Source organism: Nostoc sp. C057, assembly GCF_013393925.1.
In the GTDB taxonomy this organism is placed as follows: domain Bacteria; phylum Cyanobacteriota; class Cyanobacteriia; order Cyanobacteriales; family Nostocaceae; genus Nostoc; species Nostoc muscorum_A.
Window position 1 is genome coordinate 1,383,012 of sequence record NZ_CP040281.1, and the last position, 13,094, is coordinate 1,396,105.

10 protein-coding genes are annotated in these 13,094 nt (G+C 42.9%); 7 read left to right on the plus strand and 3 right to left on the minus strand.

Features of this window, described 5'->3' with window-relative positions; translation table 11 throughout:
- Positions 1-1,039: 1,039 nt before the first annotated feature.
- Entirely contained in the window at positions 1,040-2,209 is a 1,170-nt protein-coding gene (gene rpoD, locus FD724_RS05950; RefSeq protein WP_012412585.1) for an RNA polymerase sigma factor RpoD, read from the plus strand.
- 148 nt (positions 2,210-2,357) lie between these two features.
- On the opposite strand, the gene FD724_RS05955 is transcribed toward rpoD, so the two are convergent.
- Both FD724_RS05955 and gyrA read right to left on the minus strand, forming a co-directional pair.
- Positions 2,358-2,543, minus strand: coding sequence for a chlorophyll a/b-binding protein (locus FD724_RS05955; protein ID WP_069073374.1), 186 nt, complete (start codon positions 2,541-2,543; stop codon positions 2,358-2,360).
- Between the two features lie 731 nt (positions 2,544-3,274).
- Positions 3,275-5,779, minus strand: a complete 2,505-nt coding sequence (gene gyrA / locus FD724_RS05960) for a DNA gyrase subunit A (RefSeq protein ID WP_179071919.1) — start codon at positions 5,777-5,779, stop codon at positions 3,275-3,277.
- Between the two features lie 326 nt (positions 5,780-6,105).
- Here gyrA and FD724_RS05965 point away from each other — a divergent pair, with 326 nt between their 5' ends.
- Positions 6,106-6,513: a response regulator gene (locus tag FD724_RS05965; RefSeq protein WP_012412589.1), complete on the plus strand. Its 408-nt coding sequence runs from the start codon at positions 6,106-6,108 to the stop codon at positions 6,511-6,513.
- A 247-nt stretch (positions 6,514-6,760) separates the two neighbouring features.
- Here the strand turns inward: FD724_RS05965 and FD724_RS05970 are convergent, their stop codons facing one another.
- A complete protein-coding gene (locus FD724_RS05970) occupies positions 6,761-7,648 on the minus strand; it encodes a tetratricopeptide repeat protein (protein WP_179071920.1) in 888 nt (295 codons plus the stop codon).
- 145 nt (positions 7,649-7,793) lie between these two features.
- Between FD724_RS05970 and FD724_RS05975 the strand changes: the two genes are divergently transcribed.
- From FD724_RS05975 to FD724_RS05995, 5 genes are all read left to right on the plus strand, one after another.
- Positions 7,794-8,432: a TetR/AcrR family transcriptional regulator gene (locus tag FD724_RS05975; protein WP_179071921.1), complete on the plus strand. Its 639-nt coding sequence runs from the start codon at positions 7,794-7,796 to the stop codon at positions 8,430-8,432.
- Positions 8,433-8,700: 268 nt separating this feature from the next.
- Complete coding sequence (locus tag FD724_RS05980; protein ID WP_179071922.1) at positions 8,701-9,258, plus strand: hypothetical protein; 558 nt, start codon at positions 8,701-8,703, stop codon at positions 9,256-9,258.
- A 100-nt stretch (positions 9,259-9,358) separates the two neighbouring features.
- Entirely contained in the window at positions 9,359-10,954 is a 1,596-nt protein-coding gene (locus FD724_RS05985) for an efflux RND transporter periplasmic adaptor subunit (RefSeq protein WP_179071923.1), read from the plus strand.
- A gap of 155 nt (positions 10,955-11,109) precedes the next feature.
- Positions 11,110-12,390, plus strand: coding sequence for an ABC transporter permease (locus FD724_RS05990; RefSeq protein ID WP_199346161.1), 1,281 nt, complete (start codon positions 11,110-11,112; stop codon positions 12,388-12,390).
- A 23-nt stretch (positions 12,391-12,413) separates the two neighbouring features.
- Positions 12,414-13,085 carry an ABC transporter ATP-binding protein gene (locus FD724_RS05995; RefSeq protein ID WP_306297081.1) on the plus strand — a complete coding sequence of 224 codons (672 nt, stop codon included), beginning with the start codon at positions 12,414-12,416 and terminating at the stop codon, positions 13,083-13,085.
- The last annotated feature ends 9 nt before the right edge of the window (positions 13,086-13,094 follow it).

Sequence of the window (13,094 nt, forward strand, 5' to 3'; positions counted from 1 at the left end):
GCTTCAGATAATGCTACTGGAAGCACACACCATCTGGCTGAAAACTTGTTAATATCTTCATGTACTGCCGTAGCGATCGCGATTGTATCGTATGTATCTAATGAAGTTTTGCCAGAAATAGGACTATACTGGCAAATCCACAGGACAAATTGTTTTTGAATTGATTAAAATATCCTTGTATACAATAAGAAGAGTTTGTCAAGTTTCATAGGGCTGAAATTGCCACAGTGCGCTAACGTGTGAATAAGGCCGAATTAGTTAAACCTAAATTGATCTGCCATCAGGTCGATATGCTACAGCCTCAACTCCTCAGTTAAGGTAATTAGTAAGCAGAAGGTTAACTCTTTAAGGCAAGCACCGCCACCCTGGTTGTATTTACCCAATCGAGAGACTAGCTTTAATCTCAGGAATGCGTAATTTATGAAGGAAATGTAAAAATGGGTAGATTAATACTTGTCGTCTGAGTTAACATACAATGCACTCTTCCTAAGTAATTAATGTTGTGTAAAATACATGAAATCGAGCAGGAGCAAGCGTACTTACTTTGTAATGTAATAAGAACGTCACTGCAATTCCGAAAAGTGGAGAAAAATTTCAGGGTATAACTCTTGTTTTTAATGTCTTTTTGGTAATAGTGGCTAATAATTACTCTGGGAGTTCATGATTAATACACAAAAAGAGTGCAATTTCTGTGAAACAGGCTACAATCGGAAGAGTCTTTATAAGAAAATCTGCCAGCAGTCTGAACTCATTAGTATAGAGTGGCAAATTTTTTCCGAAAGACGAGTATTTTTTTTGACCAGTTAGTTGAAAGCAGTATGTGATAGCAACACATATAACATTTACTAGGGCGAGCAAATCACTTTTAGGAATGGCTTAAACTAAAGTAAAAAAACCTCCTACCGGAGGTGCAAAAGATCCGAAAATATTTCTGGCAAATCTGCCAAAAAGCTTATTTTCGGTTGACAATTGGCTCGTTTAAAAGAGCAGTAAACACATCTTGAGTAATTGATTCTGCAAGGAGCATGAGGAACGCGGCATGAACCAGGCTAACAACGTACTCGAAAGCATATATCAGCCTGACCTAGAAATAATGAATCAGCCTGAGCTCGAGTTAGAAGAACTCTTAATAGATGATGAAGAGGACTTGCTTATCATCGATGAAGGTGACGATGAATTTTTAGAGCCTCAGTCTGATGAGGACGACGCAAAGTCTGGAAAAGCCGCTAAATCGCGTCGTCGGACACAAAGCAAGAAAAAGCATTACACAGAAGATTCCATTCGGCTTTACTTGCAAGAAATTGGTAGAATTCGGCTGTTGCGGGCAGACGAAGAAATCGAATTGGCGCGGAAAATCGCCGATTTGCTGGAATTAGAGAGAGTGCGGGAAAGACTCTCGGAACAGTTGGATCGCGATCCTCGAGATAGTGAATGGGCAGAAGCAGTACAACTGCCCTTACCAGCTTTTCGTTATCGCCTGCATGTTGGTCGCAGAGCGAAAGATAAGATGGTGCAATCTAACCTCCGTCTTGTGGTTTCAATTGCTAAGAAGTACATGAATCGTGGTTTGTCGTTCCAAGACTTAATTCAGGAAGGCAGTCTCGGTTTGATTCGTGCCGCTGAAAAGTTTGACCACGAAAAAGGCTATAAGTTCTCAACTTATGCTACATGGTGGATTCGTCAAGCAATTACCCGCGCGATCGCAGATCAATCCCGCACAATTCGTCTTCCAGTTCACCTTTACGAAACCATCTCTCGGATTAAGAAAACTACCAAGTTACTGTCTCAAGAAATGGGTCGCAAACCAACCGAGGAAGAAATTGCCACTCGGATGGAAATGACCATTGAGAAATTGCGGTTTATAGCAAAATCTGCCCAGTTGCCTATTTCATTAGAAACGCCTATTGGTAAAGAAGAAGATTCTCGATTGGGCGATTTTATTGAATCCGATGGTGAGACACCAGAAGACCAAGTTTCCAAAAATCTTCTGCGCGAAGACCTGGAAAAAGTCCTCGACAGTCTCAGTCCCCGTGAACGCGATGTCCTCAGACTACGTTACGGCTTGGATGATGGTCGCATGAAAACCCTTGAGGAAATCGGCCAGATTTTCAACGTCACCCGCGAACGGATTCGTCAAATTGAGGCTAAGGCACTTCGTAAGTTACGCCACCCAAATCGTAACAGCGTTCTCAAGGAATATATTCGGTAGTCAATTAGTTAACAGTCATTAGTCATTGGTCATTAGTAAATAAACAAAGGACAAATGACAACTGAACTAATGACAAAAAAATAAAAAACCTGGTAGTGAATTAGCACTCCAGGTTTTTTTATTTATAGGTCATCTTAGATATTAAAAGTTATAGGATGCCCCAAAAGTGTAGGAAGCCTTGACCAGAAAAAACTTCAACCAAAATAGCTGCTGAAAAGCCAATCATTGCCAAGCGACCGTTCCAAATTTCTGCTTGTGGGGTAAAGCCCCAGCGCCAAGCGTTGCGATCTTCAATTACAGGAGTAGTGACTTTTGTTGTGCTTGCATTTGTCATGGTTCGGACTCCAAAGTTTATTTTTAAGGTTTATTGCCTTATGTAAACTAATATAACAAATATTTTTAGAAAGGCAACATTTTTTATACTTTTGTTTCCATACCTTGACATAAATAGATATAGCTATTTATACAGATTAAAACATCAGCCTTCAGTAAGATTTACACAGATCGAAGAAATGTTATCTAGACTTTTACCTTTATAAACAATAAATCTTATTAAGATTAATTATCAAGTAATTTAGTTATATTGCTTTATTCACTAAAGTTTTCGGATTTTAAAATAAAAATTTATTGATGATTTAAATCATTACAGACCAAATCCATTTCTTTTGAAGTCGAAACAAAACCAAGCTGCTAGTAGATACGTTTACCATCCTCAGTGGCGTGAAGCCAGAGGCGTTTTGCCTCAGTTTCTCTCATAAAGCTGTTGCAATTCCCTGTCCTCGCCACATCGGAATTGTATAAACGTTCATAATATAAGCTTCTAAGCCTGAGAGATTGCTGTTATAAGGCAATAAGGTTCAGTTAAGGGTCACTGACAAAAATTTTAGGTTTTTGAGACGCGATAAATCGCCGTCTCTACAAGTGTTTTGGTCTTATCTGAGCTAGGTTTGTGGTGTCAGAGTCACCTTTAATATCGCCAGCCTCCCGCAGGAGTTCGAGACACAATTGGATTAGCGCCTCTAAATCCTGCAAGTTGGCTTGTCGCAAGTTGAACATCACTCTGATTTACGATCGCACTTCAGCCACAGTGATAATTTTTTCATCGCGGTTGAGTTGGATGATACTTTCACCTTTGATATCCCGGCCTAAAATCGGTACTGTTTCCACAGGTATCCGCACTACCCGTTCCTTATTCGTCACTAAAGCTATCTCGCCAGATGCGTTGGCGTAGCCCGCCGAAGGCATCGCTATGACCATACCAGCTAAATTATCAGTTTTGCTAGCAAATTTCAGCGCTTGCGTCCCCAAATCGCCGCGATTAGCCGCTCTTAACTGACTCGCAGCCATGCGCTTGGCATATCCTTCTTGAGTAACTAGCAACAGATGGTCATCTTTACCGACAGTCACACAGCCAACCATTTGCTGATTTTTCAATAACCGAAACGCTTGTAAACCCATCGCTGTGCGACCCATGATCGGTAATTGTTCATCATTGGTTGCGAAGCGCAATACTCGTCCACCGGAACTAGCTAAAATCAGATGTTCCCCTGGTTTTGTGAACTGGGTAAATGACAATTCATCATCGTCTTTGAGCTTTAAAATCGTGATTCCGCGCCGCGTCAAGTTTGTGAATTCTCCCAGAGACAGACGCTTAATTCGTCCCTGTTTTGTTAAGAGAATCATCTGCTGAGTTTCGAGATTGTCCGGCAGCAAAAAGCGGCTGACTACAGCTTCTTGAGCGCCTTGAGCAGTATTACTGAGCATAGTAATCAAAGGTTTTCCCCGTGGAGAACGCCCAGTAGTTGGCGGAATTTCTCCCACATTCACAGGGTAGACTTTGCCGCCACCAGTTAGTATTAGCAAGTCTTTTTGAGTGTCAGTCAACACGGTTTGGATAATAAAGTCATTATCGTGCAAACCATTTTCAGCTTTTGACTTTCTCCCAGATGGTTGGGTGCGGCGGACATAACCCCGTTGGGTAAATTCTAAAATTGCTTCTTCTGCCGGTTCAGAAGATTTAAGTTCCTCCTCCTCTGCCCTAGACTTCTGCTCCTCGGCTCTAGACTTTTGCTCCTCTCCAATTTTTGTTCGCCGGGGATCGCTGTACTTGCGCTTGAGCGATCGCAAATCTTTTTTCAGCGCCTTGAGTAATTCACGGCGATCGTTGAGTAATTGCTCCAGCACACTAATTTGTCCGCTTATCTGCTCAAATTCCTGCTGCAAATTTTCCTGTTCTAAACTGGTGAGGCGACGCAATGGCATAGCCAAAATTGCATCTCCTTGTACCTCACTCAAATCCAGTCGGCTACAAAGGGTTATTTTTGCCGTACTCCCATCGGGAGCTTGTCGCAAAATTTGAATTACCTCATCCAAATTAGATAGCGCTTTCAGCAGACCTTCCACCAAATGCACGCGACTTTGAGCCTTACCCAACTCGTAATTGTAGCGACGGTTCAGCGTCTCTTCTCGGAAACTCAAAAATTCTTGCAACAGTTGACGCAAACTTAATTGGCGGGGTTGTCCATCCACTATTGCTAGGAGAATTGCCCCAAACGTCATTTGCAAAGCAGTTTGGTGATATAAATGCTGGAGAACTTCTTGGGGATTGGTATCGCGCTTGAGTTCAATTACTACTCGCATCCCTTCGCGATCGCTCTCATCCCGCAGATCAGAAATTCCTTGCAAACGACCTTGATTTACTAAGTCTGCTACCTTCTCAATCCAGGCTGCCTTATTCACTTGATATGGCAATTCTGTAATGATAATTGCCGTCCGTCGCTTGCTTCCCCTACTGGCTGGAATTTCTTCTAGAGTCGCAACTCCCCGCAGCAGAATTCCACCTTTACCTGTGGTGTATGCTTCCCGAATTCCAGTCTCACCAATTATTTCTCCACCGGTGGGAAAGTCTGGCCCTGGAATTAGCTCGAATAACTTTTCATCTGGCAAATCTGGGTTGTCGATTAAGGCAATTAACCCATCCACAATTTCCCCCAAGTTGTGGGGTGGTACATTCGTCGCCATTCCCACGGCGATCCCAGAACAGCCATTGAGCAACAGAAACGGCAATTGAGCAGGTAGCACTGTTGGTTCTTGCTGGGAATTATCAAAGTTCCCGACAAATTCCACCGTCTCTTCGCCGATTTCTGTCAGCATTCCCTCATGGCTGATCGGTGCGAGGCGCGTTTCTGTGTAACGCATCGCTGCTGGCGGGTCATTATCGACGCTACCAAAGTTACCGTGTCCTGCTAGCAAAGGATAGCGGCTAGAAAAATCCTGCACTAGCCTGACTAAGGCATCGTAAACTGATTGGTCGCCGTGGGGATGGTATTTACCCAACACATCACCCACTACACGCGCACATTTTCGATAGGGTCTATCTGGTACTAAACCGAGTTCGTGCATTGCATACAAAATGCGCCGATGCACTGGTTTTAAGCCATCACGCACGTCTGGTAGCGCTCGCCCGACAATCACGCTCATGGCATATTCGAGATAAGACCGTTGCATCTCGGTGTGCAGGGCTGTTGGAATTACCTGTCCCGTTGAGAGAAGGTTTAACTGTTTTGCCATGAGTTTTTTCCCTGAAATTTAACTACACAAAAGCCGGCAGAACTCAATATTGCAGCAACCACAGCATAACGGATGAAATGGGATTCCTAACAAAATATTGATAGTCATAGAAGAAAAAGCAGTAGTATCATCCTTGATGACAAGGAGGTACATACACTATTAAAAAGGAAACAGATAGCAGGTAGCTGTTTTAATCGAATAATAATCTGCTGCACATTTAATTTGTATAGGCTTTATAGCCAGGATACCTGCCATGACTGCATTTTCTCATTTTTAATTTTGAATTGCTTAATCCCCTCACCTCTACCTCTATAACTAAAATTCTCATGAAAACTGTTTTAATTGTCGAAGACGATCTAATTAATGCTCGCGTTTTTTCCAAGATTTTGTCCAAGCGCGGCGGCTTGGGAGTGAAACATACTGAAAATGTGGAAGAAGTAATAAAAATTGCCCAATCAGGAGAAGCCGACCTGATTTTAATGGATGTTTCTTTATCCAGAAGTGTTTACCAAGGGAAATCTGTTGATGGAATCAAGATTACACAGATGTTAAAATCCGATCCAAAAACAGCGAACTTACCTGTTATTTTGGTGACGGCACATGCTATGGAAGGCGATCGCGAGAATTTTCTCAAGCAAAGCGGCGCTGATGGCTACATTTCTAAGCCAGTTGTTGACCATCAACAGTTTGTTGACCAAATCCTCGCACTTCTACCCACAGACGGCCAATCATAATTGACGACTGATTCCAGGAATATTCGCCCGCAAAGGTTTTTGGGCGACTATTTCCTGTATTTAGTTAGTATAGATGTACTACGAAAAGGTACTATTAGGCAAGTGGTAATAGGAAAGTCAATTGACAATGGGGAATTGGGCATTGAGCATTGAACATGAAGAAGAGACAAGGACTTGTTCAATAATTCCCCCTTGTCCCCTTGTCCCCTTGTCCCCTTGTCCCCTTGTCCCCATGTCTCGCCTGCTCCTATTGAGTAGGCTGTTTTCCAGGAGCTGATGATGAGTTTTCTGGTTGCTGTAAAGCTGCTTGAATACGGGGTAATTCTAGGAATTTTTTCGTATCAGACAGTAGGCGATCGCCCCAGAGATTTTCTTTAAGAAAATTCAAATTAGCATAGCGCTGATCGATGCGGAGTGCAGCTTCTCCCATTGTTATACCTTGTTGGCGATCGCCTTTCGTATAGAGTGCCACTGCCAAAGCCAATAAAGGTTCTGCGGCTTGCTTATCAAGGGTTACAGCAGATTGCCATCGTTTAATCGCTTCAGAGGTATTACCCTGTTCGTAGTTGATTAAGCCAATATTGTTGAGCGCTGGCCAGAATTTTTTATCTTGAGAGACTGCTTTATCGTACTGTGCGATCGCATCTGGCAATTTACCCAGTAGATAGTAAGCATTACCCAAATCAAATAACCCTTCTGGATCGTTGGGTTTTAACTTCAAGCCGTCTTGGTAATTAACAACCGCCGCTTGGTAATTTTTCTGCTGAAAATTAGCTGAACCCAAAGCAAACAAAATATCACCATTTTTGGGGTTGATAGATTGCGCTTTTTTTAAGCTAGCGATCGCCCCGTCAAACTCTTTGGTTTGTAGTTGCAATCCACCTAAAAGCAACCATACTTTATCATTCTTCGGAGCCAGTTGACTAGCCAGCCGCGCTCGTGGCAAAGCTAATTCAACCTGTTGAAACTGAGCTAGTTGAGCCGCCTCTTGTGCCAGACTCAACCCCTGCTTCTCTAACTTTGTCCCATCTAGTTGCAGTGTATGGGGTATTAATGCCTGCGCGTTAGCGGCTTTTGGCATACTCCACAAACTACAGACCATTAGCAAAGAAATCAAACGAACATGTTTAGGCACATTACCGCCTTTAAGCCACTAATCAAAGAATCTTTCAGCTAGCTTAAACGATCTCCGCTCTTGACGGCTGCAAAATATTACGTCATTAGTTATTGACATTCCCATCACAAAGGCAATATATTAATAAGTAATTACTCACTTATTTATGGCTCGTGTACCCAAAATCACCAATCAGCAGATATTAGAAGCGGCTCGTCAAGTTTTCCTGCAACAAGGATTTGGTGCTTCAACCTTAGAAATTGCTCAACAGGCAGGTATTTCTGAAGCTTCAATTTTCAAGCGATTCTCAACCAAAGAAGAATTATTTTTTGCGGCGATGGGAATTCCAGAAAAACCTGTGTGGGTGAGCGAGTTGGAATCTCTTAGTGGCAAAGGCAATCTCAAAGAAAACCTAATCAATATTTGCCTCCAGATTATGGAATTTTATCGTGAGGTGTTGCCTCAGATTGTGATGCTGCGATCGCGAGGCAATGCGTTTCCAGAACTTGGAGGTAAAGAACCAAGACCCATACAAGATTTCAAAGCACTGACCGCTTTTCTAGAGTATGAAATAAACCAAAATCGGCTTCGCCCTTGCGATCCCCAGACAGTGGCTCATATTTTACTCGGATCGTTGATGAACTATGTTTTCTTAGAGCAGATTTCGTCTCAACAAAGTATAAAAACAGACGTTTTCCCCATAAAAACTTACTTAAACTCTGAAGATCGTGGTACAGAAGTATCAGCATTTATCCAAAATTTTGTGGACATTATCTGGCAAGGAATTTCGCCAATTCAGGATTAAATTTAAAAAAATTGGGCGTTGGATATTAATTATTTTCCCTCATCTCCCCATTGAAAACTGATGACTTTGGTCATACATAAGTCTCGAATTACTAATGACTTTCGTCATACATTGGTTTCAACTTTTTGATCGATAATTATTATGTATGAATTTATACGATGAGGAAAACATCAAACATATTGATACCCAACTAAAGGCAACTATCTAAGTATTGCTGAATCTAAACCTCAGCAGAATAGAAATTTAATACCAATAAGGAGTTAATTTCATGTTGAAGCCAAACCGTGTGTCGATAGTCCTAGCTGCTGCTGCCCTGATAATTGTTCCTACTCTTTTGACTGCGCCTGCAAGTGCCCAGACGAAAGTCTATGTTGTTGGCGATCGCGATCAAAATTGGGATCGCGACGGCAGATCCTATCCTGGAGAAGTCAGAAACCCTAGAGATCGGGATAATAATTGGAACCGCAACAACAGATCCTATCCTGTAGAAGTCCGAAACCCTAGAGATCGGGATAATAATTGGAACCGCGACAACAGATCCTATCCTGGAGAAGTCAGAAACTCTAGAGATCGGGACAATTGGAACCGCGACAACCAATCCTATAGCAGAGTAGTCAGACTTGGTAATGGTGACATCAGATATCCCAATGGGCAAATTATTCCTGCTAGATCCATAGTTAGACTGCGTAACCAAGGTTACTTCAGACTTCCCAACGGAGATATTCTTCTTCCCAGTCAGGAAATTGTTCCTGCTGGAAGATTAGTGAGAGTGCGTGATGATTATTTCAGACTTCCTAGTGGGTTGGTACTGCAAATAAACCTTTAAAACACTAAACACTCAAAATCATTGTCAGTATAGGGCTACCAGGCTATAGTTTAGCCGTGAATAACTGGCTCGGTAGCCGTTCCTTATAGACAAAATGGATATGAAAATTGATACACAAAATGCCGTAGATTCATCAGTTTTAGTTCCAGAGGTAAAGAAAAAAAAGGGCAAACGAAATTGGCTTTCTTGGCTAATTGCTTTTTGCCTTTTGGGTGGAATTGGCTATGCAGTTTATTACCAAGTAGCCGTTGTTTCCCAGCAACAAGCCAGTCGTCGGGTACTGACAAGACCTGTACAAAGGCAAAGTTTAACAATCACAGTTTCAGCAAACGGAACAGTAAAACCTGAGCGGTCAATCAACCTCAGCCCGAAAAATTCCGGTATCTTGAAAACACTGCTAGCGAAAGAAGGGGATCTCGTCAAACAAGGACAGATTGTCGCTTACATGGATGATTCCAACCTGCGGGGGCAACTTACTTCTGCTCAAGGGCAATTGGCACAAGCCGAGGCGAATTTGCAAAAAGCGATCGCAGGTAATCGTCCTCAAGATATTGCTCAAGCACAAGGAGTATTAGACGAAGCCCAGGCGAATCTACAAAAGGTACAAGCAGGCAATCGCTCTCAAGATATTGCCCAAGCACAGGCACGCTTGCAAAGCGCTCAAGCCACACTTCGCCAAGCAGAAGATGATTTTGTTCGCAATCAACAGCTTTACAATGCAGGCGGTATATCCCTTCAGACTCTTAACCAAAACCGTGCCACTCGTGACAGCGCCCAAGCTAGTGTAAATGAAGCACAGCAAGCACTGGGATTGCAAAAAGCTGGGTCACGTCCAGAAGACATCGAGCAAGCACAAGCTGTAGTGAAGCAGAGACAGCAAGCTTTGGCACTTCTGAAAGCAGGAACGCGCCAAGAAGATATTAATGCAGCCCGCGCCCAGGTAACATCTGCTCGTGGTTCGCTGCAAAACATCCAAGCCGAAATCAATGACACAATTATTCGCGCCCCTTTTGATGGGGTAGTGACAAAGAAATTTGCCGATCCCGGCGCTTTCGTGACACCTACAACTGCTAGTAGTGAAGTAGCTTCTTCATCTTCTTCTTCGATCTTGTCTCTAGCTTCAACCAATGAAGTTGTCGCAAATTTAGCGGAAACAAATATTTCCAAAATCAGCCTTGGTCAAAAAGTCTCGATTACAGCAGATGCCTACCCAGGAAAAACCTTTGAAGGTAAAGTCAGCCAAATCGCAGCCCAAGCAATAGTAGAACAAAACGTTACCAGTTTTGAAGTGAGAATATCACTTTCAGACCCTCAAAGATTACTGCGGTCTGGGATGAATGCGGAAGTAGATTTTCAAGTCGGTCAAGTTGAAAATGTTTTAGTAGTACCAACTGCTTCAGTTGTGCGCCAACAAAATGCCACAGGTGTATATGTGGCTGGAGCAGATAACAAACCTGTTTTTACTCGCATCGAGACTGGAGTCACCGCAAATAACTTTACCGAAGTTAAGTCTGGATTGACAGGAAACGAGAGAGTATTACTCAGTTTCCCACCAGGGTCACGTCCCCAATCAACACCACGAGGAGGAGTTTTCCCTGGTCTAGGAGGAGGTGGTGGAACTGGCGGTGGCGGTGGTGGAAGAGGAGGCGGTGGAGCCGGTGGCGGCGGTGGTCGTTCCGGTGGTGGTTCCCCTTAAAGTGAGTTTTAACAAGAAAGAATTCAGGAGTCAGGAGTCAGAATTCAGTATGAATTCGAGCCTGACTGACGGATAAATATGTGGGTTTAATTCCCCCACTTATTGATTCTGAATTCTGGATTCTGAATTCTGCATTCTTCTTTAAATAAAACCTTATGTTTAAGATATTTAAGGGCTTTTATAAAGCTAAGAAGACCCGCACAGTACCGTTGCTGGAAATCTTGACAATGGCGGCAGAGACTTTGTGGAGTAACAAATTACGCACAGGTCTAACGATGTTGGGCGTGATTATTGGGATTTCCTCAGTCATTGCCATTACTTCTGTCGGTCAGGGAGTGCAAAAAGGTGTAGAGCAACAGATACAAGCATTGGGTACAGATGTGATCCAAATCTTAGCGGGTGCTGCAAGAAGCGGGAATGTCCGTCAAGGAGTCGGTTCTAGCAGCACCTTGACCTGGGAAGATGCAAAAGCGATCGCTACACAAGCGCCATCAGCACAGATGGTTTCTGCTTATCTCCAACGGACTGCCCAAGTTGTGTATGCAGGACAGAACACCTCAACAACCATTTATGGCACAGATTTAAATTATCCAGAAGTCAGAAATACTCACCCCCAGCAAGGGAGATATTTTACTCAAGAGGAACTAGATACTGTCGCACAGGTAGCTATTCTTGGCCCTACAGTTCAAACCACGCTCTTTGGACAGGGTGTAAATCCTATCGGCGAGAAAATTCGCATTCAGGGAGAGGCTTATCAAGTGATTGGGGTGATGGAACCTAAAGGCTCTCAGGGGCCGATGGATCGAGATGACCAGGTTTTCATTCCTCTAACTAGTATGTCGAAGAGACTAGTTGGGAACAATGCTTTGGTAGGCGTTTCTGTAAATGGAATTTTAGTCAAAGGCGCTAATCAGGAGGAGTTAGAAGCTGCTCAGTTTCAAGTTACCAATCTCTTACGTCTGCGTCACAATATTTATCCGCCACAAGCTGATGATTTTCGGCTGACTAATCAAGCTGATATTGTTAGTACTTTTACTAGTGTTGTAGGCTTATTTACAGTAATGGTAGTAGCGATCGCTGGCATTTCGTTAGTGGTTGGTGGAATTGGTATTGCCAACATTATGCTAGTTTCCGTAGTTGAGCGGACGCGAGAGATCGGGATTCGCAAAGCTGTAGGAGCCACGAATTCGGCAATCCTTAATCAATTTTTAGCTGAAGCGATCGTAATTTCCATTGTCGGTGGAGGTATTGGGATGGCCACTGGGATTTTATTAGCCTTTATAGCTTCAAGCATTTTCAAATTTCCCTTTATCATTTCTTTCTTGTCGATTATTGCTGGATTTGTACTCTCATTGAGTGTTGGCTTAGTTGCTGGGGTAATTCCAGCACGAAACGCATCTAAATTAGATCCAATTAATGCTTTAAGAAGCGACTAAATAATTCGTAATTCGTAATTCTTATGCCAACAATGATTTGGATGGAATCTATTACTAAAACCTATCACTTGGGAGAAGTTAGTGTTCCAATACTCAAGGGAATTCAACTCTCTATTGAGGAAGGGGAATATGTCTCGATTATGGGTGCGTCAGGTTCGGGTAAATCCACGCTGATGAATATTTTGGGATGTCTGGATCGTCCGACAACTGGAGACTATATTTTTGAAGGGAGAAACCTGACAACTTTTGATGATGATGAATTAGCCTATATTCGCAACCAAAGAATAGGTTTTGTTTTCCAACAATTTAACCTATTGGCGAGGGCAACAGCACTGGAAAACGTTATGTTACCGATGGTTTACGCTAACTTACCCAAGCCAAAACGCCGTGAAAGGGCATTAGAAGCCCTGGAAAAGGTAGGATTACATGGACGCATAGCTAACCGTCCTAGTCAACTATCTGGAGGACAACAACAACGCGTAGCGATCGCTCGTGCTTTAGTCAACCGACCTGCATTAGTTTTGGCAGATGAGCCAACAGGAGCTTTAGATACTGAAACTTCTCATGAGGTGATGAATTTGCTGACAGAACTTAATGACCAAGGAATCACAATTGTAATTGTCACTCATGAACCAGATATCGCTGCTCAAACCAAAAGGATTATTCGAGTTCAGGATGGCTTGATTGTTGGCTAATTTGTTAAT

Excerpts from the sequence above, each read along its gene's own strand:
- rpoD (WP_012412585.1), top strand. The coding sequence starts at position 1,040 with ATGAACCAGGCTAACAACGTACTCGAAAGCATATATCAGCCTGACCTA.
- FD724_RS05955 (WP_069073374.1), bottom strand. The coding sequence starts at position 2,543 with ATGACAAATGCAAGCACAACAAAAGTCACTACTCCTGTAATTGAAGAT.
- gyrA (WP_179071919.1), bottom strand. The coding sequence starts at position 5,779 with ATGGCAAAACAGTTAAACCTTCTCTCAACGGGACAGGTAATTCCAACA.
- FD724_RS05965 (WP_012412589.1), top strand. The coding sequence starts at position 6,106 with ATGAAAACTGTTTTAATTGTCGAAGACGATCTAATTAATGCTCGCGTT.
- FD724_RS05975 (WP_179071921.1), top strand. The coding sequence starts at position 7,794 with ATGGCTCGTGTACCCAAAATCACCAATCAGCAGATATTAGAAGCGGCT.
- FD724_RS05980 (WP_179071922.1), top strand. The coding sequence starts at position 8,701 with ATGTTGAAGCCAAACCGTGTGTCGATAGTCCTAGCTGCTGCTGCCCTG.
- FD724_RS05985 (WP_179071923.1), top strand. The coding sequence starts at position 9,359 with ATGAAAATTGATACACAAAATGCCGTAGATTCATCAGTTTTAGTTCCA.
- FD724_RS05990 (WP_199346161.1), top strand. The coding sequence starts at position 11,110 with ATGTTTAAGATATTTAAGGGCTTTTATAAAGCTAAGAAGACCCGCACA.
- FD724_RS05995 (WP_306297081.1), top strand. The coding sequence starts at position 12,414 with ATGCCAACAATGATTTGGATGGAATCTATTACTAAAACCTATCACTTG.